Source organism: Sulfurimonas sp. NW7, assembly GCF_051132265.1.
Taxonomy (GTDB): Bacteria; Campylobacterota; Campylobacteria; order Campylobacterales; family Sulfurimonadaceae; genus Sulfurimonas; species Sulfurimonas hydrogeniphila.
Genome location: NZ_CP093235.1, coordinates 255,310 through 278,510 on the forward strand (window position 1 = coordinate 255,310; position 23,201 = coordinate 278,510).

The 23,201-nt window shown below is 38.7% G+C and carries 31 protein-coding genes; 17 read left to right on the forward strand and 14 right to left on the reverse strand.

What is annotated here, in order from left to right; all coding sequences use genetic code 11:
* Position 1: 1 nt before the first annotated feature.
* The gene (locus tag MLC35_RS01370; RefSeq protein ID WP_434637447.1) at positions 2-856 is read right to left on the reverse strand and encodes a CvfB family protein; all 855 of its coding nucleotides are present in this window, start codon (positions 854-856) and stop codon (positions 2-4) included.
* Between the two features lie 749 nt (positions 857-1,605).
* Between MLC35_RS01370 and MLC35_RS01375 the strand changes: the two genes are divergently transcribed.
* Positions 1,606-1,803 carry a hypothetical protein gene (locus MLC35_RS01375; protein WP_151901267.1) on the forward strand — a complete coding sequence of 66 codons (198 nt, stop codon included), beginning with the start codon at positions 1,606-1,608 and terminating at the stop codon, positions 1,801-1,803.
* Between the two features lie 203 nt (positions 1,804-2,006).
* Here the strand turns inward: MLC35_RS01375 and MLC35_RS01380 are convergent, their stop codons facing one another.
* Genes MLC35_RS01380 through selD form a run of 8 tightly spaced genes read right to left on the reverse strand, consistent with a single transcriptional unit; the run spans position 2,007 to position 8,796 of the window.
* A complete protein-coding gene (locus tag MLC35_RS01380) occupies positions 2,007-3,173 on the reverse strand; it encodes an NnrS family protein (protein WP_434637450.1) in 1,167 nt (388 codons plus the stop codon).
* Positions 3,174-3,185: 12 nt separating this feature from the next.
* A complete protein-coding gene (locus tag MLC35_RS01385) occupies positions 3,186-4,466 on the reverse strand; it encodes a radical SAM protein (protein WP_434637452.1) in 1,281 nt (426 codons plus the stop codon).
* A 26-nt stretch (positions 4,467-4,492) separates the two neighbouring features.
* On the reverse strand, positions 4,493-4,987 hold the full coding sequence (locus MLC35_RS01390; RefSeq protein WP_434637454.1) for an Hsp20/alpha crystallin family protein: 495 nt from the start codon (positions 4,985-4,987) through the stop codon (positions 4,493-4,495).
* A 28-nt stretch (positions 4,988-5,015) separates the two neighbouring features.
* On the reverse strand, positions 5,016-5,441 hold the full coding sequence (locus tag MLC35_RS01395; RefSeq protein ID WP_151901234.1) for an Hsp20/alpha crystallin family protein: 426 nt from the start codon (positions 5,439-5,441) through the stop codon (positions 5,016-5,018).
* 11 nt (positions 5,442-5,452) lie between these two features.
* Positions 5,453-5,896 carry an Hsp20/alpha crystallin family protein gene (locus MLC35_RS01400; RefSeq protein ID WP_418640944.1) on the reverse strand — a complete coding sequence of 148 codons (444 nt, stop codon included), beginning with the start codon at positions 5,894-5,896 and terminating at the stop codon, positions 5,453-5,455.
* A 58-nt stretch (positions 5,897-5,954) separates the two neighbouring features.
* A complete protein-coding gene (locus MLC35_RS01405; protein ID WP_151901232.1) occupies positions 5,955-6,638 on the reverse strand; it encodes a Crp/Fnr family transcriptional regulator in 684 nt (227 codons plus the stop codon).
* 20 nt (positions 6,639-6,658) lie between these two features.
* Positions 6,659-7,759, reverse strand: a complete 1,101-nt coding sequence (gene mnmH / locus MLC35_RS01410) for a tRNA 2-selenouridine(34) synthase MnmH (protein ID WP_434637459.1) — start codon at positions 7,757-7,759, stop codon at positions 6,659-6,661.
* Positions 7,760-7,761: 2 nt separating this feature from the next.
* Positions 7,762-8,796, reverse strand: a complete 1,035-nt coding sequence (gene selD, locus MLC35_RS01415) for a selenide, water dikinase SelD (RefSeq protein WP_346389566.1) — start codon at positions 8,794-8,796, stop codon at positions 7,762-7,764.
* Between the two features lie 176 nt (positions 8,797-8,972).
* On the opposite strand from selD, the gene MLC35_RS01420 reads away from it, so the two are divergent.
* Positions 8,973-9,416, forward strand: a complete 444-nt coding sequence (locus MLC35_RS01420) for an HAD family hydrolase (protein WP_434637461.1) — start codon at positions 8,973-8,975, stop codon at positions 9,414-9,416.
* Here the strand turns inward: MLC35_RS01420 and MLC35_RS01425 are convergent.
* Positions 9,406-10,035, reverse strand: a complete 630-nt coding sequence (locus MLC35_RS01425) for an NAD(P)H-dependent oxidoreductase (protein WP_151901229.1) — start codon at positions 10,033-10,035, stop codon at positions 9,406-9,408. The two genes, MLC35_RS01420 and MLC35_RS01425, sit on opposite strands and share 11 nt — an antisense overlap.
* Positions 10,036-10,125: 90 nt before the next feature.
* On the opposite strand from MLC35_RS01425, the gene MLC35_RS01430 reads away from it, so the two are divergent.
* The 3 genes from MLC35_RS01430 to MLC35_RS01440 are packed head-to-tail and all read left to right on the forward strand — an operon-like array spanning position 10,126 to position 12,389.
* Entirely contained in the window at positions 10,126-10,473 is a 348-nt protein-coding gene (locus MLC35_RS01430; RefSeq protein WP_434580889.1) for a hypothetical protein, read from the forward strand.
* 18 nt (positions 10,474-10,491) lie between these two features.
* Entirely contained in the window at positions 10,492-11,706 is a 1,215-nt protein-coding gene (locus MLC35_RS01435; RefSeq protein WP_151901227.1) for a PAS domain-containing sensor histidine kinase, read from the forward strand.
* A complete protein-coding gene (locus MLC35_RS01440) occupies positions 11,706-12,389 on the forward strand; it encodes a response regulator transcription factor (protein WP_151901226.1) in 684 nt (227 codons plus the stop codon). The genes MLC35_RS01435 and MLC35_RS01440 overlap by 1 nt, the downstream gene beginning before the upstream one ends.
* 7 nt (positions 12,390-12,396) lie before the next feature.
* On the opposite strand, the gene MLC35_RS01445 is transcribed toward MLC35_RS01440, so the two are convergent.
* The 4 genes from MLC35_RS01445 to MLC35_RS01460 form a co-directional block, all read right to left on the reverse strand.
* The gene (locus MLC35_RS01445) at positions 12,397-12,525 is read right to left on the reverse strand and encodes a hypothetical protein (protein WP_255613235.1); all 129 of its coding nucleotides are present in this window, start codon (positions 12,523-12,525) and stop codon (positions 12,397-12,399) included.
* 130 nt (positions 12,526-12,655) lie between these two features.
* Positions 12,656-13,357 carry an anaerobic ribonucleoside-triphosphate reductase activating protein gene (locus tag MLC35_RS01450; RefSeq protein WP_346389199.1) on the reverse strand — a complete coding sequence of 234 codons (702 nt, stop codon included), beginning with the start codon at positions 13,355-13,357 and terminating at the stop codon, positions 12,656-12,658.
* Positions 13,323-13,472, reverse strand: a complete 150-nt coding sequence (gene nrdD, locus MLC35_RS01455; RefSeq protein ID WP_434638326.1) for an anaerobic ribonucleoside-triphosphate reductase — start codon at positions 13,470-13,472, stop codon at positions 13,323-13,325. Before nrdD ends, MLC35_RS01450 begins: the two co-directional genes overlap by 35 nt.
* On the reverse strand, positions 13,472-15,580 hold the full coding sequence (locus MLC35_RS01460; RefSeq protein ID WP_151901224.1) for a ribonucleoside triphosphate reductase: 2,109 nt from the start codon (positions 15,578-15,580) through the stop codon (positions 13,472-13,474). Before MLC35_RS01460 ends, nrdD begins: the two co-directional genes overlap by 1 nt.
* Before the next feature lie 275 nt (positions 15,581-15,855).
* On the opposite strand from MLC35_RS01460, the gene rpmJ reads away from it, so the two are divergent.
* The 12 genes from rpmJ (at position 15,856) to panD (ending at position 23,201) form a co-directional block, all read left to right on the forward strand.
* Positions 15,856-15,969 carry a 50S ribosomal protein L36 gene (rpmJ, locus tag MLC35_RS01465; protein WP_041675103.1) on the forward strand — a complete coding sequence of 38 codons (114 nt, stop codon included), beginning with the start codon at positions 15,856-15,858 and terminating at the stop codon, positions 15,967-15,969.
* Positions 15,970-15,971: 2 nt separating this feature from the next.
* Positions 15,972-16,334, forward strand: a complete 363-nt coding sequence (gene rpsM / locus MLC35_RS01470; protein WP_151901223.1) for a 30S ribosomal protein S13 — start codon at positions 15,972-15,974, stop codon at positions 16,332-16,334.
* An 11-nt stretch (positions 16,335-16,345) separates the two neighbouring features.
* Positions 16,346-16,738, forward strand: a complete 393-nt coding sequence (rpsK, locus tag MLC35_RS01475; protein WP_151901222.1) for a 30S ribosomal protein S11 — start codon at positions 16,346-16,348, stop codon at positions 16,736-16,738.
* 11 nt (positions 16,739-16,749) lie between these two features.
* A complete protein-coding gene (gene rpsD, locus MLC35_RS01480; RefSeq protein ID WP_151901221.1) occupies positions 16,750-17,376 on the forward strand; it encodes a 30S ribosomal protein S4 in 627 nt (208 codons plus the stop codon).
* Positions 17,377-17,403: 27 nt separating this feature from the next.
* The gene (locus tag MLC35_RS01485) at positions 17,404-18,408 is read left to right on the forward strand and encodes a DNA-directed RNA polymerase subunit alpha (protein WP_151901220.1); all 1,005 of its coding nucleotides are present in this window, start codon (positions 17,404-17,406) and stop codon (positions 18,406-18,408) included.
* Positions 18,409-18,419: 11 nt separating this feature from the next.
* Complete coding sequence (gene rplQ / locus MLC35_RS01490; RefSeq protein WP_151901219.1) at positions 18,420-18,770, forward strand: 50S ribosomal protein L17; 351 nt, start codon at positions 18,420-18,422, stop codon at positions 18,768-18,770.
* Positions 18,771-18,886: 116 nt separating this feature from the next.
* Positions 18,887-20,131, forward strand: coding sequence for an aldo/keto reductase (locus tag MLC35_RS01495; RefSeq protein WP_434637463.1), 1,245 nt, complete (start codon positions 18,887-18,889; stop codon positions 20,129-20,131).
* A gap of 55 nt (positions 20,132-20,186) precedes the next feature.
* On the forward strand, positions 20,187-20,462 hold the full coding sequence (locus tag MLC35_RS01500; RefSeq protein ID WP_151901217.1) for a NifU family protein: 276 nt from the start codon (positions 20,187-20,189) through the stop codon (positions 20,460-20,462).
* A gap of 9 nt (positions 20,463-20,471) precedes the next feature.
* On the forward strand, positions 20,472-21,065 hold the full coding sequence (locus MLC35_RS01505) for a hypothetical protein (protein ID WP_151901216.1): 594 nt from the start codon (positions 20,472-20,474) through the stop codon (positions 21,063-21,065).
* Positions 21,055-22,350, forward strand: a complete 1,296-nt coding sequence (locus MLC35_RS01510; protein ID WP_434637465.1) for a UDP-N-acetylmuramoyl-L-alanyl-D-glutamate--2,6-diaminopimelate ligase — start codon at positions 21,055-21,057, stop codon at positions 22,348-22,350. The genes MLC35_RS01505 and MLC35_RS01510 overlap by 11 nt, the downstream gene beginning before the upstream one ends.
* Before the next feature lie 100 nt (positions 22,351-22,450).
* On the forward strand, positions 22,451-22,825 hold the full coding sequence (locus tag MLC35_RS01515; protein ID WP_151901214.1) for a (2Fe-2S) ferredoxin domain-containing protein: 375 nt from the start codon (positions 22,451-22,453) through the stop codon (positions 22,823-22,825).
* 10 nt (positions 22,826-22,835) lie between these two features.
* Positions 22,836-23,201: an aspartate 1-decarboxylase gene (panD, locus tag MLC35_RS01520; RefSeq protein ID WP_151901213.1), complete on the forward strand. Its 366-nt coding sequence runs from the start codon at positions 22,836-22,838 to the stop codon at positions 23,199-23,201.

Here is a 23,201-nt window from a genome sequence, read left to right on the forward strand (position 1 = left end):
TTTACACCTTGAGATATATACCGGTATCTTTGACCGTAATTTTTCCGTCATCCTGAAGTTGTGTCAAGGAACGTTTGAACTCTTTTTTACTCAGACCAAATACATTTTTAATCAGCTCGGCATCACTTTTGTAGTTATAAGGCATAATACCCTTGTTCTGTTCTAACAGGTTGAGAACTTTTTGGGCAGAGGAACCGTCTTTTTTGCTGCCGGGACGCCGGAGTGTAAGGTCAATATTGCCGTCTTTGCGCACTGTTTTGACATAGGCAGTCTTTTTGTCTCCCAGTTTTATCTCTTCAAATATTTCATTGTGATATATCAGTCCTTCATATTTACCGTTGACAATACATTTAAAGCCAAGCGGCGTTTTGGAAATGACTAATATTTCTGCCTCTTTGTTTTGTGCAAGGTCTTTGACTTTGCGATCAAAAAAATCACCGAGTTTTTCTGTGCCGACGAGTCTGTGTGTCCGTTCGTCATATATGATGCGAATAAATCTTTTTTCGCCGATTTCAAAAGGTGTTTTTTGAAACATCTTAGGGACAAGTAAATCTTTTGGTAGTCCCCAGTTCATAAAAGCACCGAAAGGAGCCACATCCACGACTTCCAGGAGTGCAAAATCATCCAGCATTGCAAGGGGTCTGTCGGTAGTGGCTACCAGTCTGTCTTCAGAATCTGTATATAAAAAAACATCTACAAGAGCATTTTCGCACATATCATCTGTGACATACTGTCCGGGAAGAAGGACGTCATTGCCGTCCTCAGCCATAAGGTACAGGCCGGGTGTTGTGTCTCTGTCGACACGCAGGGTATTCATTTTGCCCAGTTCCAGGTAAGGGCTTGTCTCTTTTTTCATGGTAATTCCGTTGTGTTAATATGGTGACATTATAGCATTAATTCTTCCCTCTTCTTTAAATAATCCGGTTAAGAAAAAACTTGATGTTTCCAAAGAACTTGGGTTTGAACGCTATAGTGTAACCTGACAAAACACAAAGCCCGCACTGAAGTACGGGTTCCGAAAAGCCGCTAAATCGGAATCGGTACTTTATTGCCGACTGTTAGGGTGCAAAAGTCTAAGTTGTATGAAGAAGTGGTTTTAAAAAAGCCGCTTAACTTAATGGCATTGACCGGTTCTGAAGCTATTTCCTTTAAAATTTATGTTTCAGTGCCAATACAATACAATCAACAGTTTTACCGGAACCCGCACTGAAGTACGGGTTCCGAAAAGCCGCTTAATCGGAATCGGTACTTTATTGCCGACTGTTAGGGTGCAAAAGTCTAAATTGTATGAAGGAGTGGTTTTAAAAAAGCAGCTTAACTTAACGGCACTGACCGGTTCTGAAGCTATTTCCTTTAAAATTTATGTTTCAGTGTCAATGCCATACAATCAGGCAGTTTTACCGGAACCCGTACTTCAGTGCGGGCTGTGTGTCTTGGAAATTAAAACCCAGGCTATAGAAAAAGTTTCAAAGTATTATAATACCAATCCCAACCAAGGAGCAGCATATCTTAGATGAAAATGTAAAAATTTCATTCTATTTATGAATAAGAGTAGAACAAGTTGTACGTGATATTATTGCATAAAAACTTAACAAGGATGAGAATATGTTTAAAATAATAGTAGAGAGAGAATGTGGCTGTTTTAAAAGAAGTAATCTTCAAAGTAGTACGGAAATAGCGTCAAAAGATGAGGCGTTGATGAAGTCATTGGAGATGGTCAACCATATGAATGATGAATTCTGCGGCAAACACAAGTTTAAAGTTGAAGAAGCTGACAATACTTTTATAATCAAAATGCAGTAAAAGTTACGTATTTATCGGAACCCGGGTTTTCAGATGCCAAAGCGTGGCTTGTGAGAAAATTAAATATTTCTGTAACCCAGGAATAAGTCTTAAAAGATGCAAAGCCCGCACTGAAGTACGGGTTCCGAAAAGCCGCTTGATTGAATGGCATTGGCATTGAAGTGCCAGCCCGATCTGAAAATTTTGCTTTTTGCAAAACAATGCTACAATTTTTTTCCAAAAACCAACACTTGAAAATATCTCCCTCCCCAAATCAAAAAGAGCAAGAGCCAGGCAGTAAAAGAGATGTCAAACAAAAATCCAAGCCCCCATCCAAAAGCTATATTGATACTGTAAAGCGCACGGAACAACACAACAAGCTGTATAAACAAAAATATCTTTGTTGCCAATGTATCTGCCTGCGGCGGTTGTCCCGAGTGACCGAGTGTCACACGTGTTCCAAAGCCTATAAGGAGTGTTGTTAAAAAACCTATTGCCAGAAGATGAATATTTAAAAAGAAAAAAGAGGTATCTAAAAATATCTCCGCACCCAAACTGAGCGCCGAAAGAAAGAAAGACAAAGGCAGCCAAAAAAGTGCAAGATGCAGTACCCATAAAATAGGAGGGGACTGCAAAGGGTGTAAATCCCAGCGTTTAAACTCAAAAAACATATAAGCGGCAAGCAGTAAATCTGTAACTATCTGCAAGCTTTTTATATCTGCAGAAACAAAGATACTCTTGAATAGAAACAAAACAAAAACAATTTTGACAAAATTTTCATTTTTTGGCGCAAATGAATGGGAGAAGAAAGGAATCATTCTCTGTCCGACACTAAAAGCAAGAAAAATCAGGTACATGTAAAAAGAGATACTGATGGCAACTGGTAAAATTTCCGGTATGAACAAAGAGAGTATAAAAAGAAGATTGCCAAAGAGCCCAAAGTAGTTTGCATTGAGTATCCAAAATGAGTCTGATTTGTCCGCTGCCATTCCTGTTTCATAGATGTTTTTTAGTTTCAATACTATAAAAACCTGAGTTGTCAGATTTATAACCATTGCCCCGAGTAAAAGGGTTTCAGAGCTGAAAACACCGATAAGAAAAAGCAATGATGCAAGCGTGTTTGCATAAAAAATATTGGAATAGTATTTTTTTGCTATCACCTGTGTCTGATTAAAACGCGGAAAAGTTGTAAATAAGAACCCTGTAAAAAAATTTGTAAAAACCAGAAATATCAAAGAATAGCTGTGAAAGAGCAAGAGCGTTACATGTAAGGAGAATATGCCTTTGTACTGTAATGCAAAAATGAGCATCATAACGATTGCATTGAGTATTCCAAGAAGAAAAAAGGGTTGATGGGGTTGTGATAAAAAATAGTTTTCTTTTGTCTGCATAACGCTACCGTCCTATAATAAAAATTCCTGACCGAGTTTTTTGCAGTATGCTCCAAGCATAGCGCGTTCAAAGTCATTGTTTGTAGAGTATTGATATCCAAATGTTTTGGCCCACATGTGATGCTCTTCCATACAAAGATAAAAAAAGACCTGCTCTTTTGTCACCCCGGAGGAAGTGCCCTTGGGGTGCCATGGAGCAAAACTTTCATAGGCATGTTTGAACATTTCAACTTTTGTCGCATCAGGATACGATGTCTTTCCGCTTGCATCTTCATGCGGGATTTGTGTAATTTTGCTTCTGAATTCACGCTCACGCAACTGTTTTATGACAGGCTTTATAAAGGTAAGTGTCCCAAAACTGACAAGCGCAACCTCTTGTGGAGAGAATTTTAGTATAAGTTCTTCATATACTTCTTGATATTCGTCAAGATAGCCTTCGTATTCTACAATGGGATGAAAATGAAAGCCGACTTTAACACCTTTGTCCGCCATTTTTCGAGCGGCTGCTATACGTTTTGCAAGCGAAGCGGTGAGATGTTCTTCATTGTCAATGATAGTCTGGGTATTGAGACTCCAGGTACAGAGTATATTTTTCGGCACTTCATTTTCAAGCAGATATTTTATATTGTCTGATTTTGTTTTAAATTCTAAAATGACATTGGGATTTTTTCTTGCAAAGGCAAAAAGAGCATCCAAAACACCCTCCCGGTTGCCAAACATCAGTGAGTCCGATGCCTGACCGGTACCTATGTGGTAGGTCTTGTTTGGATCAAGTTGCAGATTTAAGAGTTTGTCTGCAAAACTGCTGTCAAAGGTAATGGTATTTTGATTGTAAAAACTCTGAATGGAACAGTAGGAACAGTCAAACCCGCAGCTCTCAACCGCATCAAGCGTGAGCAGATTGCAGCAGCGTGTCTTTTCACTTGCCACAGGGCAGAGTCCAAGGCCAAAACCTTCTTTTGGTACTGTTTTAAAGGTATATTTTTGTTCTTGGGGGATATTTTTGAGGGTAAAGTTTTTATAGGAATTTGGTTTGTTGCGTATATTTTCATAGGCTTTTTTAAGCCTGGAGAAAACAACTTTTCTTTGGGGATGTTCGGGAAATATTGCAGTGATTCTTTTCTCATCCCACATCCCCAGATCTCGCGCGAAATTGATTATCTGTTTGATTTCCTGATAGGAAAATTTGTACTCAAAGGATTTCTCTTTGATAAACTCCTGTTCATGTTTGGGAAGTTTATTAAAAAAACTGTTTTCTATAGCGTTGGTAAATTTTTCTGCGTATGAATTCATAGAGGAATTCTAGCAGAAAAAATTAATTATTTTATAGGGATAAGTCTTGCTTTTGGTTTTTTAACTTCTTTTTTAGGAATCGTGACGGTTAAAATACCGTTTTCAAATTTTGTTGCAAGTTTGCTTTCATCAATATTTTCAGGCAGTTGAATTGATTTTTGAAACTCACCGTAAAAAATCTCTTTTTTGACAAAATCTTTGGATTTTTCTTCTTTGGACTCTTTTTTCTCGCCTTTTACAGTCAAAATTTTATTGTCATCAATGGAAAGTTTAATATTTTTTTTGTCAACTCCCGCCAAATCAAACTTTAATACTATTTTGTCTTTTGCATCCTGAATGTCCGTTCTTGGATAACTGAAATTATTTAATGCCGAACTGCTTAAGTGTGACTCTATTAAAGAGTTGAAATACTGGTTCATTCTTGCAAAATCTGCATCATAGGGGTTCATTGCATCCATACTCGCGAATGCAGATCCGGTCAGCAAAGATGAAAGCAACAGACTGCTTACTAGTTTTTTCATAGCTAACTCCTTGTGTCAGCACCCTTTGTTATTGGATGCTGATGTTTTTTGTCTTTTTGGATTCGAGTTTTTCAAGAGTCAGATACAGTCTTCCGTCTTCAAATTTTGCCTGAATTTTATCTCTGTCTATATTGTCAGGCAGGATAAAACTTCTTGAGATGACGCCGAAATTTGATTCACAGAGATAGTAATCATCCTCTTTGACCTCGTTTTTAAATTTTCTGACCGCTGTAACAGTCAGATAGTCATCTTCGACTTTTAATTCTATATCTTCTTTTTTAACACCCGGTAAATCAACTTCGATTGTGAAGGTGTCATTACGATGTTTTGCAAGGTTTGCCAGAGGAAGATGTGATGCTACATTGTGAAATGTATCTTTGACAACTTCCAAACCTTTTTCAACTTTTTCTTCCGCTTTTTCCACTAACTCTTTTGATGTTTGTACGATATCCATGATAATCCTCCTTACTCGATTTCAATTTTTTTCGTTGTATCTTTTTCGACTTTCAGTTTTGGTATGGTAATCTCGACTACCCCGTTTTCTCCGGTTGCACGGATATTTTCACTGTCTACTTTTTCAGGGAGCGTAAAACTTCTTGAAAAAGTACCGTAGGCACTCTCTATTCTGTAGTAGTCCTCTTTCTCTTCTTCTTTTTTTACTTCTCTTTTGCCTTTGATGGTTAAGATGTTTTTGTCAACACTGATCTCCACATCCTCTTTTTTTATACCCGGCAGATCAAGCTCAATATAGTAGGCATCGTCCCCTTCTCTCGTATTGACAGCCGGTACAAAGTCAAAAACCTCTCTTGGCTCTTCGCTGTTCTGTGTTTCCAGTGCATTAAAAAATTCGTTAATCAAATCAAATCTTCTTGTATTTTGTATCGGATTTCTATGTCTTGTCACTAACATGTCTCACTCCTTAAATTTTTATTTAAGAAATAATAGTCTGTTTTGAAAAATTCTTTTGCTACTTAAGTAGCATTTGGGAGGTTTTGTCTAAAAGTTTTTGAAGATTCTTTACTTTTATGTTGCGTCTGCTGGTTTCTATGATGTCGTCGGCTTTGAGCTGTTTGATGCTTCTCTCTATAACATGACGGACCGTTCCGAGCAGTTTTGCTATTTCGCTGTTGGAGAGATTTTGCAGGAGTTGGTATCGGAATCTGTGATTGGGGTTTAAATTCTGTACTAAAAGATTTAAAAAACGCTCTTTTGTATCATACAGGGCAAGTTCGGTAGCAAGTTCTTCCGTATAGCGCATATGCGCAGCAAGGTAGGGAAAGAACTTTTTGTTAAAAGTAGCATCATTTTCAAGCCAGTAGCGGACTCTTTCAATCGGCAGGCGTAAAATATTTGCATCTTCGATAACCTCATAAATAACCTCATGCGGTTTGCCGTCAAGCAGGGAGATGACATCAAACATATCTCCGCGCTTATAGATGAAGAGAGTCTGTTCTTTGTTTGTCTGAAAGTTTATCTGATATGTTTTGACTCTGCCGTTAACGACTATATAAAAATATTTGAGCAGATCATCCGGATAAAATGGCGAAGACCCTTTTTCATACTCAAAAGGTTTGGCATATCGGAAAAACTCTTCTTCAAAGGTTTTATTTGTATTGTTTAAAAGCTCTAATTGTGTTGAATTGTTTTGCATGAGGAAATTGTATCATATTTTCATAACTGGTGTTGTAAAAAGTGCAACACATCAGAAGCATTTCCCTCAAAAACAACAGGTATGGGACTCTTTTTAATCTGGTAATCATACATCGGGTCGTAGTATCTTTGTAACAAAAGGGTAATCCACTCCAAGTAGAATGTTTTTGCCTCTGCCTGGGTATCTTGGGAACAGGCTTCGTCAAAGAGTTGTGCAAGTTGTCTGTAAAGCTGGTCACCCAGACGTTTTTGGATTCTTTTGAGCCCTGATTGTACATTGTGTGCCCATATTTGCGGACCTTCTTTCCCGTAGTGTAATGTATACTCTTTGAGTGCGCCAAGAACATACTCCTCATACGTTATGAGTGCGCGAACTTCAATCGGAGTCTGCAGCAATACAAGCTGTCCCTGCATAAAATTGTCATATACGGGTTTTGGAATAAATGTTCTGCCGATATTATGGCTTTCATGTTCCAAAACAAGATGGGTAAAATTTTTATGATGAAACTGTATGAGTTTGTAGGCAAGATTGTTTTCAAAATCAATCTGCGAGGGCTGTGCGTTGACAAAACTTCCAAATGAAGAGCCGCGATGATTGGCAACGGCTTCAAGGTCAATGGCATTTGGCAGTTTATTTAAAAGAATGGTTTTTCCCGAGCCTGTTCTGCCACCTAAAATTAGTGTGGGTGTCTGCGTACTGATGTCTTCACTCTGTTGCATCAAAAAATTGCGAAAAGCCTTGTATCCGCCTTTGAGTCGGGTAATATCAATATTGCTCTCTTTGAGCCACTCCTGCGCAATCCCTGAGCGTTGTCCTCCTCTAAAACAGTAAAGCTTTGCCTCGGGATTTTTTTTGAGGTAGTCCTGCCAGAGGCGGACTCTTTTCTCTTTTCCCTCATTTTGAATAAGAGACTCGGCCAGCTTTATGGCTGCGTCATTTCCGGCCTCTTTGTACCGTATGCCGACAAGTCTGCGTTCTTCATCATCAAGTATAGGCAGGTTTGTTGCATTGATAAACTTTCCTTTTTCAAACTCAACAGGGGCGCGGACATCAAGCAGAGGTGTTTCATTGAGTACAATAGATAAAAAATCATCTGTTACATTTGTAATATTATTGGGCAAAGTCAGACTACCTCTACAAGATATTTGCTTGCTTTACATGTAAATCCGATTGGTTCCAGGCAAAGCCCTGCATTTTTTGTAAGTGCCAAAAAGGCTTCTTTTGTATCTTTTTTCACCACACACAGCAGTCCGCCAGAGGTTTGTGCGTCACATAAAATGTCCTGCTGTTCTTGGGACATCGGAGAAATTTTATTTCCGTAACTCTCAAAGTTTCTGCGTGTGCCTCCCGGAACACAGCCCATCTTCAGATACTTTTTGACATTTTTGAGTGTCGGCACTTTGTCAAACTCTACAACAGCGCTGATACTGCTTCCCTCACATATTTCGCTTAAGTGCCCAAGCAGTCCGAAACCTGTCACATCGGTAAGTGCGGTTACGCCTTTTAATGCGGAGATTTCTGCACCGATTTTGTTCAGGGTACACATGGCTTCTACGGCAATATCTATGTCACCCTCGGCAATTTTTCCCTGTTTTTGTGCCGTTGTCAGTATGCCTATCCCCAGTGGTTTTGTGAGGTAGAGTTCGCAGTCGATTTCGGCAGTATCATTGCGTTTAAGATGTTTATTTTGTGCTATGCCTGTAACTGCAAGTCCAAATATAGGTTCGGGAGAATCTATACTGTGCCCGCCTGCCAGTGGAATACCTGCTTCTTCACAGACTGAGCGGCCGCCGTCAATAACTTCGCGTGCCACATCCGCATCAAGCTTGTCAATCGGCCAGCCAAAAATGGAAATGGCCATAAGCGGTTTACCGCCCATAGCGTAAATATCGCTAATGGCATTGGTGGCAGCTATGCGCCCAAAAGTAAACGGGTCATCGACTATGGGCATAAAAAAGTCAGTCGTGCTTAAAACAGACGTCCCGTTGCCCAAATCAAAAGCCGCGGCATCATCTTTTGAAGAATTGCCGACAAGCAAATCAGGGTAAGCAATCGTTTCTCTCGTGGTTGTTAAAATAGTATCAAGCAGTTTTGGAGAAATTTTACAGCCGCAACCCGCCCCGTGACTGTATTGTGTGAGTTTTATACCTTTCATAATGTATAATGTCCTAAATATTTTTTCATATACTAGTCTTCTTTGACTAAAAGAGAGATTAAAAACCATTTCACAGCCCGCACTGAAGTACGGGTCCCGAAAAACTGTACTATCCCTCGGAATCGGTACTTTAGTGCCGACTTTAGGCTTAAAAACTACACAAAACAAGAAGGAAAAAAATGCAGAGAAATATAAAACATATTATTTTGGATTATAACGGTACGCTTGCAAAAGACGGTATTTTACTGGAAGAGGCAAAGAGACTGCTGCCGCTTTTGGCCAAAGAGTATACCTTACATGTAATCACGGCAGACACCTTTGGCAGTGTCAAAAATGAGCTAAAAGAGTATGCTTTACATGTAAAGGTATTGGAGAGTGCAAACCATACTTTGGAAAAAGAGGCATATATTATTGCATTAAATGCAAGTGAGTGTGCGGCTGTGGGTAACGGAAACAACGATATGAAAATGCTGCAAAAAGCGCACATAGGCATTTGTGTACTTGGTGATGAGGGCTGCAGCACAAAAAGTCTGCTCACTTCGGATATAGTCTGCAAGTCTGTCACCGAAGCACTCGAACTTTTCATTTATCCTAAACGGTTGACTGCCACACTCAGAGTATAAACTCCACTACTTCGTCGAACGGCAGTCTGATCTGTTTTGGTTGCGGATTGAGTCTGTAGCCAAAAGGAAGCACCATTGCGACTTGAAATTTTTTAGTATCAAGACCTAAAATATCTTCGACTTTTTCTTTTTCAAACCCTTCTATAGGACAGGAATCTATTCCTGTATAGGCAGCACCGGTCATCATGTTGGCAGCAGCTATATAGGTCTGTCTTGCACTCCAGCAGTAAATATTTTCATCGCTGCTAAGTGTTTTTTCCAAATGTTTGGCATAGAGGTCCATATACATATCAAGTGATTCCTGCGGCATATTACGCCTTGAAAATCTTTTTTTGACTTCTCCTGACTCCGGTTTGAGACTCTCTATTCCGGCAAGAATAACAACGAGATGCGAACAGGAAGTGATTTGTACCTGATTCCAGCATGCCGGTCTCAGCTCGGCTTTGAGGTCTTCGTTTGTAATGACCAAAAATTTCCAGGCTTCCATACCGAAAGAGGAGGGTGATTTTCTGCCACATTCAAGAATAAAGTGCATATCTTCATCACTTATCTTTTTGGTTTCATCAAATATTTTACAGGCATGGCGAAAGTTCATCGCATCCATAAATTTGTTTTGCATTGTTGTATCCTTATAATATGTCAAATTGCAATAAATTGCGAAGCAGTGGTTGAAAAGCCTTATAATAATAGCATAAAAATCAGGAGTGAGATGATGATTTTAGGAAAATGCCCATATTGCGATGACGGTGCAATTGAAGTACGCGACAAAGAGGTGCGAGGAAAAAAAGTAAAACTCTATGCCTGTTCAAACGCCCACTGGCAGACAGAAGACGGAGAGATGTTTGAAGTGACGCCGGAATCTACATGCAGCTTCAGAATCTGGCAGAACTCTTTGGCAAAATACGGTAAATGGCTGGGTTACAAGGAGGTCAGAGAACTTTTAAGTGAGGGGGAACTCGAAGTGGAACTGCTCAGTAAAAAATACGGCAAAAAGATTTACTATACAAAAAATATCATTTTGAATGAAGAGTATGGCGTAAGTGTACTTTGGGATTAGTTTGGCTAAAATTAAACTATGTTAGAACAGTATAAAGAAGCGATTGAAAAAAGCAATATTATCTCAAAAACCGATGTCAACGGCATCATTACCTTTGTCAATGAGGAGTTTTGCAAAATTTCGGGCTATTCAAAAGAGGAACTGCTCGGGAAAAACCACAATATTGTCAGACATCCTGATGTCGCAACCTCCGTGTTTAAGAAATTGTGGGAGACAATCAAGGCAAAAAAAACATACAAGGCTACCGTAAAAAACAGAGCAAAAGACGGCAGAACTTTTTATGTCAATACCACCGTCATTCCCATCCTTGACAAACAAAACAACATTGAAGAGTTTGTGGCGATTCGTTATGATGTTACAAAAGAGGTGTTTTACAAAAAGAGTCTGGAACAAAAAGAAAAAGAGCTGCAGGAACTCAATGAAAATCTTGAAAAAAGGGTGCAGGAGAAGACACAGGAGCTTAAAGAACTCAATGAAACGCTTGAGCTTCGGGTGCAAGAAGAGATAGCCAAAAATGAACAAAAGCAAAAAGTGATGTTTTGGCAGTCACGGCTTGCAAGTCTGGGCGAGATGCTTGCAAACATAGCCCATCAGTGGAGACAACCGCTCACAGAACTCAGTCTGACACTCTTTAGTTTAAAAAAAGCAGCGCTTAACAACGAAGAAGAGGAAGTGCAGAGTCTGTATGATGAGAGCAAGGCAATTATACAGAATATGTCGACGACGATTGATGATTTTACCAACTTTTTTAAACCGACAAAGCAGAAAAACTATTTCAAAATAGCAGACAGTATCAATGAATCATTAAACATTTTAGAAAAAATTATAATCAAAGAGATGATCAGTGTGCATACCGAGTTTGAAGATGTGGAAATTTTAGGCATTTCAAATGAGTTGACACAGGTGATTATCAATCTTATCCAAAATTCAAAAGATGCTTTTTTACAGTCGTCTGTTTTGATAAAAGAGATACATATACGTGTAAAAAAAGAAAAAGATTTTGCACTTATAGAGTTTAGTGACAATGCCGGCGGTATCAAAGAAAAAGAGATTTATAAAATCTTTGAACCCTATTTTACGACAAAGCACTCCTCTTCGGGTACAGGACTTGGGCTGTTTATGTCGAGAATGATTTGTGAACAGGGCTTGAACGGTTCCATAGATGTAAAATCCAAAAACGGTTCTACAACTTTCAGTATAAAAATTCCGCTGCAAAACAGAGAGAAAAGATAATGAGAAATAAATTTTTAAAAAGTCTGAAAGTTTTATTTGTTGAAGATGAAGAAAAACTTTCACTGTTGCTGAAAAATGCTATCGGAGACCATTTTCACAGTTTTTTACTGGCAAAAGACGGAGATGAGGGCTTACATATATATAAGAAGGTTTTTCCGGACATTGTGATTACCGATATTATGATGCCAAACAAAAGCGGACTGGAGATGGCTCAGGAGATCAAACGTATAAATCCACAGAGCAAAATTATAATACTGAGTGCTTTTAGCGATGTGGAAAAATTGTTGGGTGCAATAGATACCGGAGTCGTTAAGTACTTTATAAAACCTTTTGATCCGGATGAGGTTTTAGAGTATATTCTCTCACTCGAAGCAAGCATTGGTAAAAAGCTTTTAAATTTTTTGGACGGATTTGTATTTAATAAAACCACCAACAGTCTATACAAAAACAACAGATATATCGCACTTTCAAAAAAGGAACTTCTGTTTTTGCAGGCGTTAGTCAAAAACTATGAGGAGAACCGAGGTATTTTGGAGTATGCAACAATCAAAAATATGATTTGGAAGGAAGATGTAAGTGATGAAAGATTGAGAACATTTATAAGGCGCTTTAGAGAAAAAACCTCCAAAGAGTTCCTTATAAATGTAAAAGGACTTGGCTATCAGATAGCGTTTAATCAATAGCCTCGGATTAATTCTGACCCGGATGGTATGGTCTTGCAATAGCCGGTTTTTTCACTTCTTTTTTGTCGTAGTGTACTGTGTCCTGTGCCTGTAGTGCAACCATTGCCAATGTAAATGTCAGTATAACTTTTGTCATGATATTTCCTTGTGAAGAGTATACAAATACTCAGTTTTTTAAATAAGACAAACTTTGTCTGATTTAAATTTCACAGAATGATAACTTATAAACGGCAGTAAAAAATTGATTTATGTCAAGAAAAAGGAATTTATCTCCAAATAACAGGAAAATTACTTCTTAAGAGGGATTTGTTGAAAGGTTTTGAAGGTTTCTGCAGTCCGCCTACAGTACTTTTTGCTTCGATAAACTCCTGAATATAATAGGTATTCTTATAGCCTCTCTCTTTTAAATCTGACAGAATGCAGTTGATGTCATCTACATTGAGCAAATCGCTATGGAGTGTGGTGCGTACTTCAAAATCAATACCACTGCGGATAAGCAGGTCAAGTGTTTGGCTGAATTCATGAAATTTGCCGGAGTGTGTTACAGGTGTGAATTTATACTGAGGGGCTTTATAATCCAGCGCGACATAATCAAGCAGGTCCAGACCAAGGAGTTCCTTTACATGTAAAGGGTTTGTGCCGTTGGTATCAAGTTTGATTAAAAATCCGAGCTTTTTGATTGCCTTGCAAAAGTCAGTGAGGGCATAGGAAGAGGCTTCTCCGCCTGAGAGAACGACAGCATCAAGCAAAGAGACTCTTGTTCGCAAAAACTTCAGCACATCTTCCATACTGTAACTGCCTTCTTTTGCAAAGACTATCTCTTTGTTGTAGCAAAAATCACAGCGCATATTGCACCCGCTGAACCATATGATGCAGGCTAGATGATCAGGGTAGTCCAGATGGGTAAACTTTGTGATATCATAAATGCATTTTTTACTCTTTGAACTGTTTGCGTTGTCTGTGTTCACCGGTTTTTCCTAGGTTGAAGCTTTCAACAGGACGATGATATCCCATGACTCGTGTGTATACTATACATTTTTGTCTCTGTTCTTTAAGTCCTTCTAAGATTTTATTTTTATTTATCATGATGCTTCCTTTTTGTTGTTTTCATATTCTTGTATCAGTGCTTCGTCACATTTTGGGCAGTATTCGTGTTCTCCTGAGAGATAGCCGTGTTTTGGACAAACTGAAAAGAGCGGTGTTACCGTAATGTAAGGCAGTCTGAAATTTGTGATGACATTTTTGACCAGTCTGCGGCAGGCTTCGGTTGAGCTGAGACGCTCCTGCATGTAAAGGTGCAAAACAGTGCCACCGGTGTATTTTGTCTGCAGTTCATCCTGCAGAGTGAGTGCTTCAAAAGGGTCATCTGTCAGACCCACAGGAATCTGTGAAGAGTTGGTATAGTAGATGTTTTCATCCATACCGGCCTGTATGATTTTGTCACCGTATCTTTTTTTGTCCTCTTTGGCAAACCGGTAGGTTGTTCCCTCCGCCGGTGTGGCTTCAAGGTTGTAAAGATTGCCTGTTTCCTCCTGAAACTCGACCATTCTTTTTCTTATGTGGTCTAATATCTCAGTGGCAAAGTCAATGCCCTGTGTGGAACTGATGTCATAGGCTCCTCCGGTAAAATTCAAAATCATTTCATTCATCCCGTTGACCCCGATGGTAGAAAAGTGGTTTCTAAACCCGGGCAGATATCTTTTTGTATAAGGGAAAAGCCCTCTGTCGTACATCTCTTGAATAAAAACACGTTTTTTCTCCAGTGTAGACTTTGCATACTCCATCAGTTCGTCAAGGCGTTCAAGCAGAGATTCCATATTGCCTTTGTGCAAAAAGCCCAGCCTTGCCATATTAATAGTGACAACCCCTATGCTGCCCGTCATTTCCGCACTGCCGAAAAGACCACCGCCTCGTTTAAGCAATTCTCTTAAATCAAGCTGTAGTCTGCAGCACATACTTCTGACATGTCCGGGTTTGTAGGCCTCTTCGTTTGCGATGATTTCCCCGTTTTTGTCCCGTTTGTATTGGCTCCCTATGAAATTTTGGAAGTAGGAGGAGCCAATTTTAGCGGTGTTTTCAAACAGCAAATCCGTATTTTCACCGTACCAGTCAAAATCTTCTGTAATATTGACGGTAGGTATAGGAAATGTAAAAGGCTGACCGGTTTTGTCTCCCTCTGTCATAACCTCATAGTAAGCTTTGTTGATGATGTGCATCTCTTTTTGAAAATGTTTATAGGTCATCTCTGTGAGGGATGAAACACCCCTCTGCAGTGCTTTGAATCTTAACCCGGTATCTGAAATATTTTTAAAAAGATGCTCCTGCTTACATGTTGGAATCTGATCCTTCAAATCATCAGGAACGTTCCAGTCTATAGTAATATTTGTAAAAGGTGATTGTCCCCATCGAGCGGGTACGTTTAGGTTATATATGAAACTGCGAATACTTTTTTTTACCTCCTTGTATGAAAGTTGATCTTTAAAAAGATAAGGCGCCAGATAGGTGTCAAAAGATGAAAAGGCCTGGGCGCCGGCCCATTCACTTTGCAAAATTCCCAAAAAGTTCGCCATTTGTCCGAGAGCTTCTCTGAAATGCTTTGGTGCATCACTCTCTACTCTTCCCCTTACTCCGTTAAATCCTTCATCCAGAAGAACCCTCAGACTCCAGCCGGCACAGTATCCGGTCAAACAGTCCAAATCGTGTATGTGATAGTCCCCGTTTCTATGTGCATACCCCTCTTCTTTTGAGTAAATTTTGTCAAGCCAGTAATTGGCAATCACTTTGCCTGCTGTATTGTTAACAAGACCGGCGCTGGAGTAGCCTGTATTTGAGTTTGCTTTTATTCTCCAGTCACTTCCGCTGATATACTCTTCTATAGTCTGTGTCGAATGGATATAGGTAGTATCATCTTCAATGGCTTTTTCTCTTTGAAGTTTATGAAGATGTCTGTAGAGTATAAAAGAGCGCATAACATCAAAATATTTTGCTTTGTACAGCTCTTTTTCTATAATGTCCTGTATATCTTCAACAGCAACAATCCGTTTAGCTTCAAGTCTTTGAATGACTTTGATGTATACCGCTTCGTCAAAATCTACATTTTCACTTAAAAAGGCTTTTTTGATGGCATCTTCTATTTTATAAGAGAAAAATTGTTTGTAGGAACCGTCTCGCTTTAAAATATACTCTACCATCTGTTGTTTTCCTTCTTAAGTGATATCGACAGTTTATAAAAACCGGCGTTAAAAATCACTAATAAAATTTGTCACTTTTGTGTCACTTCCTATGCTCTTAATAATACTTTTACATTGTTTTGGATATAATTCCCATCCACTTTACTGTTTTAACAAAGCAAAGAGTATTTCTATCTATATGATTACATGTAGATAAAAGTATTGGCAAGCAACGTTATTACAAGTGTTATGCGCTTGCCTAAAGGCAGTAAAGATGTTACCACAGGAGACTTTCAATGAAAGTACGTGCTTCAGTAAAGAAGATGTGTGATGACTGTAAAGTTATCAAAAGAAGAGGTATTGTAAGAGTAATCTGCAAGAACCCTAAACATAAACAGAGACAAGGATAATCATGGCTCGTATTGCTGGTGTTGATTTACCTAAGAAAAAAAGAATAGAGTATGCATTAACATACGTCTATGGAATTGGTCTTCATACTGCCCGTCAAATATTAGACGCGACAGGAATTGACTACAATAAAAGAGTTTTCGAATTAAACGAAGAAGATGTAGCAGCTATAACAAAAGAGATCCGTGAAAACCATATGGTTGAGGGTGATTTGCGTAAAAAAGTTGCTATGGATATTAAAGCACTTATGGATTTAGGTTCATACAGAGGGCTTCGTCACCGTCGTGGTCTTCCATGCCGTGGTCAAAAAACTAAGACAAATGCGCGTACTCGTAAGGGTAAACGTAAAACTGTCGGCGCAGCGTAAGGAATTATAGTATGGCAAAAAGAAAAGCTGTTAGAAAAAAAGTAATAAAAAAGAATATATCACGTGGTATCATTCATATTGCGGCATCATTTAATAATACTCTTGTGACTATTACAGATGAAATGGGTAATATGATTGCTTGGAGTTCTGCCGGTTCTTTAGGATTTAAAGGTTCTAAAAAATCAACTCCGTTTGCTGCACAGGCTGCTGTTGAAGATGCAGTTGCAAAAGCACAGGTACATGGTATAAAAGAGCTTGGTATTAAAGTTCAAGGTCCCGGTTCTGGTCGTGAAACTGCAGTAAAAGCTGTCGGAGCTATCGAAGGAATCCGTGTTACATTTATGAAAGATGTTACACCATTACCACACAACGGTTGTCGCGCGCCTAAGCGTCGTAGAGTTTAAGGAGATTACTGATGGCAAGATATAGAGGTCCAGTAGAAAAAATCGAGAGAAGATTCGGAGTAAGCCTTAACCTAAAAGGTGAGCGTCGTTTGGCAGGAAAATCTGCTTTAGAGAAGCGTCCTTACGGTCCAGGCCAGCATGGTCAGCGTCGTAAAAAAGTTTCTGAGTATGGTTTACAGCTTAATGAAAAGCAAAAAGCGAAATTTATGTATGGTATTTCTGAAAAGCAATTCCGTGCTTTATTCGTTGAAGCTAAGCGTCGTGATGGAAATACAGGTACAAACCTTATTACATTAATCGAGCAGAGATTAGACAATGTTGTGTACAGAATGGGATTCGCATCTACTCGTAGATTTGCACGTCAACTTGTAACACACGGTCATATTTTGGTAGATGGCAAAAAACTTGATATTCCTTCTTACCGTGTTAAACCGGGACAAAAGATTGAAGTAAAAGAAGCTAGCAAAAAGAACAATCAGATTGTTCGTGCTATTGAGCTTACAAACCAAACTGGTCTTGCTCCTTGGGTAGACATTGATGCTGAAAAAGTGTATGGTATCTTTACTCGTCTTCCGGAGCGTGAAGAAGTTGTTATTCCAGTTGAAGAACGTTTAATCGTTGAACTTTACTCGAAATAATAATTTAATACAAAAGGCGTAAAAGATATGAAAAAAATTAAAACTACTCCACTTGCTCCACAAGAGTTTGAGGTAGAACAAATAAGTGACAATGAAGCAAACATTATGGCATACCCCTTTGAAGTAGGGTACGCTATATCTTTGGCTCATCCACTTCGCCGTTTTTTATTAAGCAGTTCGGTTGGTTATGCACCAATCGCAATTAAAATCGAAGGTGCCAAACATGAGTTTGACTCGGTTCGCGGTATGCTTGAAGATATTTCAGATTTTATTTTAAATTTGAAAGAGATACGCTTTAAACTGAACAATGATGCAACAGAAGCTGAGATTAACTACAGCTTTGCGGGACCGTGTACCATTAAAGGCGGCGATCTCAGCAATGATGAAGTAGAGGTGGTAACACCGGATGCTCCGCTTGCAACTTTAAATGAAGATTCTACACTGAATTTTACGCTTAAAATTGCACAGGGTATCGGCTATGTTGCGAGTGAAGATACTGCTGCGGAAGTTGATGATGATGAATATATCGCATTGGATGCATATTTTACTCCGGTAAGAAGTGCTACATATAAAATTGACAATGTACTGGTGGAAGATAACCCTAACTTTGAAAGAGTTATTATGAATATCAGAACTGATGGACAAATTTCACCAATCGATGCATTTAGAAACTCTTTGGAAGTAATGTATGCACAGTTGGCTGTATTTAATTCAGAAATCAGTATTAAAGCGCCTGCTACCATTGAAAGAGTTGAAGAGTCACCTGATTTGAAAAAACTAACAACAAACATTGACAGTTTAGGATTAAGTGCGCGTAGCTTTAATTGTCTTGATCGCTCAAACATTAAACTTATTGGTGAGATTGTACTTATGAGTACAAACGATTTGAAAAATGTGAAAAATCTTGGAAAAAAATCTTACGACGAAATCGTAGAAAAAGTTCAAGAGTTTGGTTTTGAAGTTGGTGCTGATTTAGCTGATGATGTAGTTACTGCACTAAAAAAGAAAATAGAAGCCGTACAGGCACAATAGAGGAATGAGATATGAGACACCGTCATGGATATCGTAAGCTAGGTCGTACAAGTGCACACCGTAAAGCACTTTTAGCGAACCTTAGTATTTCGTTAATAGAACATGGTAAAATAGAAACAACTGCTGTAAAAGCAAAAGAGCTACGCTCTTATATTGAGAAACTTATCACAACTGCTGGTAAAAATGACTCAAATGCACACAGAGCAGTATTTGCTGCGCTTCAAAACAAAGAAGCAACGAAAACTTTAGTAAATGAACTCGCACCGAAGTATGTTGATCGTACAGGTGGATATACTAGAATAGTGAGAACTCGTATTCGTCGTGGTGATGCTACACCAATGGCATTTATCGAATTAGTATAGTTACTATATTTACAATACCAGACCCTGTGTCTGTTATTGTAACTTCTTTTTAAACTTTCCCCATTAGACAGAGAGAATTTACGAATTCTAAAATACTTTACAATACAGGACGCATTATGAGTACTTTCGCATTCGGAACTTACAGAGTCACAGATGAGAATCCTTTGCATATAGAAGCATTGAAAGAGGCTGTATACGCCGGGATAGAACTGATTGACACCTCTACAAATTATACAGACGGCGGTGCCGAAAGAGCAATCGGCAAAGTGCTGCGCAGTGTTCCTGATGAAATCAGAGATAAAATTAAAATTGTAAGCAAATACGGATATATCCAGGGTTCAAATTTGCTCGCACACAAAGAAATGCCTTTTGAAGATGTTGTAGAGTTCAGTGAACACTGTTACCATTCAATTGCAAAATCGTTTCTAAAAAAACAGCTTGATGCTTCACTCCAAAGACTGCAAATGAGTAAACTTGATTGTTATTTAATTCACAATCCTGAGTATTTTTTGCTTGATGCTCTCAATAAGGGCAAAAACAGAGATGAAGTTTTGGATGAAATGTACCAAAGAATCTATGAAGCATTTGTGGGCTTGGAAGAAGAGGTCAAAGAGGAACGTATCAGCTCCTACGGTATCAGTTCCAACAGCTTTGCAAAGGCAGAGGACGATTTGGAGTTTTTGCCCTATGAAAGTTTACTGACACTTGCCCAAAATGCCGCAGATGAAGCGGGAAACAGACAACACAGTTTTACCACAGTGCAACTGCCAATAAATAAAGTTGAAAAAGAAGGTCTCAAATGTGCAGCCTGGGCGAAAAAAAATGGGCTGAGAGTCCTTGCCAACCGTCCGTTAAATGCACAGAAAAACAAACTGATGCACAGACTGGCCGATTATGATGAAAGCAGGGAATACTATACCTATCTGAATGAATTGCTTCAGGCCTGTGACAATGATTTACTCAAACCGTTGTATAATTTGATTGAACAAATGGATGAAAATAAGCACAGGTTTGGATGGATTGGTGAGTATGACACTTTTTTGCATTCACAGATTATTCCTCATATAAGAGAAGCATTGAAGAATTTAGAACCGGATTCTTTGGATGAATTACTCAGATTTGTAGATCTTTTTTTACAAGAGTACAGAACAATGGTTGCATACGAGTGTTCAAAACGTGTGAGAAGTGAACTTAAAGAAGAATTTCAGGGGTGTCATAAAAAAATCCAGGTGTGTGCTTTGGAATTTTTATATAAACAGGATGTAATTGATTATATACTCGTCGGTATGCGAAAGCCCTCTTACGTACAAGAGGTTATGGCTTTAAAAGATGAGTTAAATAATAATTTTATGACTTGTTAAGCGATTTTGTCATATTTTATGATAATAGAAGAGTTATAATATAAAAAGGATAAGTATGATTCCATTTACAGATGAAGAATTATTGGAACCGGTTCGGCGTGTTATAGACAAGGTGCGCCCCTCTTTGGCGCTTGACGGGGGAGACATAGATTTTATTACCGTGAAAAACGGAAGTGTCTATGTGCAACTAAAAGGTGCATGCATAGGGTGTGCGAGCAGTGGAAGTACATTAAAGTACGGTGTCGAGAGACAGTTGAGAATGGATATCCATCCTGAAATAACTGTTGTCAATGTCCCGATGGGCATGGAAAATGATATAGATAATTTATAAAAGAAGCATATGGGAACAATAAGTAAATATAAAATATTATCACAGGCAAAAGAGAATTTTTCGCGGGCGGAATATAAAAATGCCTTAGATAAATTTGCGCAGGTTTTGCAAAATGATCCGGATTCAAAAGAGGCTTTTAACGGGGTTATACTTTCGGAAATGGCTATGAGCGGAGAAGAGGGTGCCGAAGCACTGTTTGATTATTATGAAATATTAAGAGAAGAAGACAAAGAAGAAGCTGATGCTATTATGAGTGAAATACTTGAAAGCATGGACGGTACCTTGGAAAAACTCAGTGAAGTATTTGCCGAACCTTTGCGTAACAGATTGGAGTTTGAAGAGGGGATTCTCTACAGTGATTTTCAAAAAATTTTGGATGAAGGCGGAGATTTTGTAGAAACTTTTGAAAATATTATGTTTTCTACCCGAGTAATTATAACAAACAAAGAAGATTTTTTAGATTTTTTAGACAAACTGATAGAACATGATTTTGCACAAATGGCATTAACCTATCTTGAAAATGCTCTGAGTGTATATCCCGGTGACAAACTCTTGCGAAAACTGTTAAAAAAACTGGCACAGGGCAAAAATATTGAAAATTGAACTGCCAAATCAAGCGTATAAATATATCACTGAAAACTCAAAAGAGTGTGATGCCGAGACGGCGTTTGTTCTGACGCACCAAAACAGCGGCTACATAGAAGACGCAAAGAGGAATAATGCCCACTCTATTGTCAGAATCGAAGACATTGCAGAGTTCTTTGGTGTTGACCAGGTTAAAATAATCGGTATTACCGGTACAAACGGCAAAACTACAACGGCAAGTGCAATCTATTCATTTTTACTCGATCTTGGCTACAAGGCTGCAATGCAGGGAACCCGCGGGTTGTTTATGAATGATGAGGCATGTGAGGGAAAAACGCTTACCACCCCATCCGTACTCAATACCTACAGGCATATTTACCAGGCAGTGAGAGCGGGATGTGAGTATTTTGTAATGGAAGTCAGTTCCCATGCAATCGTGCAAAAACGTATTGAAGGCCTCAGTTTTGCGCTGAAAATTTTGACAAATATCACTCAGGATCATCTGGACTATCATAAAACTTTAGAAGAATATATACATGTAAAAAACAGTTTTTTTCAGGATGAGAGCAAAAAACTTATAAACAAAGATGAATCCAAAGCTGCATTTAATTTTAAAAATGCCTACACATACGGTATAGAAAATCCTGCAACATACAGACTTATGGCATATTCTCTCAATGACGGCTCAAGTGGTATTATCCAGCATTTTCAAGAGATTGTCCCTTTTACCGCTTCACTTCACGGTTTTTTTAATCTGTATAATTTGATGGCTGCCATATCGGCAACACATCTCATAACAGACAAAAGTCTTGAAGAGATTGCAGATGTGGTGGATAATTTTGCAGGGGTGAGCGGAAGAATGGAACAGGTCTGTGCTGCTCCGAATGTCATAGTGGATTTTGCACACACACCTGACGGTATGGCTCAGGTACTCAATGCTTTGAAAGAAAAAGAACTGATTGTCGTTTTTGGAGCAGGCGGTGACAGAGACAGAAAAAAACGACCGCTTATGGGCAGGGTAGCTGCAAGTCTTGCCAAAAAGGTCATTGTTACGAGTGATAATCCGCGTTATGAAGATCCGCAGACAATTGTAGAGGATATTTTAGAAGGTATACAGGAAAAATCAAATATTATGGTTGAGCTTAACAGAAAAAAAGCAATACAGATGGCACTTGAGTTGCAAGGAGAAGATGACGTTGTTGTTATTCTCGGAAAAGGCGATGAAACAGACCAAATTATTTATGATGAAAAATTTCCTTTTGATGACAGAGAAGTTGTAAAAGAACTTTTGAATTTAGAGTGAAAATAGTAGAAAATAGCTTAAAAATCTAAACTTATTTCACTTTATTAGAAAACAGATGCAAATTTTCGATATAATTGCGAAAAAATTAAGGATTATTTCAATGGGAATTCCACAACCGGCATTTTATATCTTCAAGTGTGAGCAGTCTGCTCCTCCGGGTATGCCAAAACCATCATGTGTTACACCAGAGACGCAGGACCTGTTTCAATACACGGCCCAAAAACTGATGAAAGAAGGGATTATGATGACAGCACCAATCGTGCGCACTTCATGTCTTAACCGTTGTTCGGCAGGTCCTGTTATGTTAGTAGAGCCGGGACATACTATGTATGTAGGCCTAAACAAGGAAAAAATTGACCGTATTATAGAAGAACATATAATCGGCGGAAAAGTTGTTGAAGAATATGTGATTGATTCTGAAATGTGGGATGAGCCTATATCTCCTGCTGATGCAAAAAAACAGATGGGAATGTAGGAAAACAGTCATGTTAATGGAAATGTTGTACAGCAAAATACACCGTGCCACTGTAACTGATGCTAATTTGAACTATGTTGGCTCGATTACCATAGATGAAGAACTTTTAGAAGCTGCCAAGATGAGAGTCGGACAAAAGGTAGAAATCCTTAATATTAACAATGGTGAGCGATTTTCTACCTATATCATTCTAGGCGAAAGAGGAAAACGTGACATTTGCTTAAATGGTGCAGCAGCAAGAAAAGTACACAAAGGCGACAAGGTTATCATTGTAGCCTACGGTACTTATGACGAAAAAGAACTTGAAAGCTACAAACCGAAAGTTGTTATTTTGGATGATGACAATAACATCGACGCTATTCACGATGAGATTTAA

Bases quoted from the DNA above. Each gene is read 5' to 3' on its own strand.
- panD (WP_151901213.1), top strand. From the start codon at position 22,836: ATGTTAATGGAAATGTTGTACAGCAAAATACACCGTGCCACTGTAACT.
- MLC35_RS01385 (WP_434637452.1), bottom strand. From the start codon at position 4,466: ATGAATTCATACGCAGAAAAATTTACCAACGCTATAGAAAACAGTTTT.
- rplQ (WP_151901219.1), top strand. From the start codon at position 18,420: ATGAGACACCGTCATGGATATCGTAAGCTAGGTCGTACAAGTGCACAC.
- MLC35_RS01395 (WP_151901234.1), bottom strand. From the start codon at position 5,441: ATGGATATCGTACAAACATCAAAAGAGTTAGTGGAAAAAGCGGAAGAA.
- MLC35_RS01515 (WP_151901214.1), top strand. From the start codon at position 22,451: ATGGGAATTCCACAACCGGCATTTTATATCTTCAAGTGTGAGCAGTCT.
- MLC35_RS01400 (WP_418640944.1), bottom strand. From the start codon at position 5,896: ATGTTAGTGACAAGACATAGAAATCCGATACAAAATACAAGAAGATTT.
- MLC35_RS01495 (WP_434637463.1), top strand. From the start codon at position 18,887: ATGAGTACTTTCGCATTCGGAACTTACAGAGTCACAGATGAGAATCCT.
- MLC35_RS01370 (WP_434637447.1), bottom strand. From the start codon at position 856: ATGAAAAAAGAGACAAGCCCTTACCTGGAACTGGGCAAAATGAATACC.
- MLC35_RS01445 (WP_255613235.1), bottom strand. From the start codon at position 12,525: ATGACAAAAGTTATACTGACATTTACATTGGCAATGGTTGCACTACAG.
- MLC35_RS01505 (WP_151901216.1), top strand. From the start codon at position 20,472: ATGGGAACAATAAGTAAATATAAAATATTATCACAGGCAAAAGAGAAT.
- rpmJ (WP_041675103.1), top strand. From the start codon at position 15,856: ATGAAAGTACGTGCTTCAGTAAAGAAGATGTGTGATGACTGTAAAGTT.
- MLC35_RS01460 (WP_151901224.1), bottom strand. From the start codon at position 15,580: ATGGTAGAGTATATTTTAAAGCGAGACGGTTCCTACAAACAATTTTTC.
- MLC35_RS01485 (WP_151901220.1), top strand. From the start codon at position 17,404: ATGAAAAAAATTAAAACTACTCCACTTGCTCCACAAGAGTTTGAGGTA.
- MLC35_RS01405 (WP_151901232.1), bottom strand. From the start codon at position 6,638: ATGCAAAACAATTCAACACAATTAGAGCTTTTAAACAATACAAATAAA.
- MLC35_RS01425 (WP_151901229.1), bottom strand. From the start codon at position 10,035: ATGCAAAACAAATTTATGGATGCGATGAACTTTCGCCATGCCTGTAAA.
- MLC35_RS01440 (WP_151901226.1), top strand. From the start codon at position 11,706: ATGAGAAATAAATTTTTAAAAAGTCTGAAAGTTTTATTTGTTGAAGAT.
- MLC35_RS01420 (WP_434637461.1), top strand. From the start codon at position 8,973: ATGCAGAGAAATATAAAACATATTATTTTGGATTATAACGGTACGCTT.
- MLC35_RS01430 (WP_434580889.1), top strand. From the start codon at position 10,126: ATGATGATTTTAGGAAAATGCCCATATTGCGATGACGGTGCAATTGAA.
- MLC35_RS01435 (WP_151901227.1), top strand. From the start codon at position 10,492: ATGTTAGAACAGTATAAAGAAGCGATTGAAAAAAGCAATATTATCTCA.
- MLC35_RS01390 (WP_434637454.1), bottom strand. From the start codon at position 4,987: ATGAAAAAACTAGTAAGCAGTCTGTTGCTTTCATCTTTGCTGACCGGA.
- MLC35_RS01375 (WP_151901267.1), top strand. From the start codon at position 1,606: ATGTTTAAAATAATAGTAGAGAGAGAATGTGGCTGTTTTAAAAGAAGT.
- MLC35_RS01380 (WP_434637450.1), bottom strand. From the start codon at position 3,173: ATGCAGACAAAAGAAAACTATTTTTTATCACAACCCCATCAACCCTTT.
- rpsD (WP_151901221.1), top strand. From the start codon at position 16,750: ATGGCAAGATATAGAGGTCCAGTAGAAAAAATCGAGAGAAGATTCGGA.
- MLC35_RS01500 (WP_151901217.1), top strand. From the start codon at position 20,187: ATGATTCCATTTACAGATGAAGAATTATTGGAACCGGTTCGGCGTGTT.
- rpsM (WP_151901223.1), top strand. From the start codon at position 15,972: ATGGCTCGTATTGCTGGTGTTGATTTACCTAAGAAAAAAAGAATAGAG.
- rpsK (WP_151901222.1), top strand. From the start codon at position 16,346: ATGGCAAAAAGAAAAGCTGTTAGAAAAAAAGTAATAAAAAAGAATATA.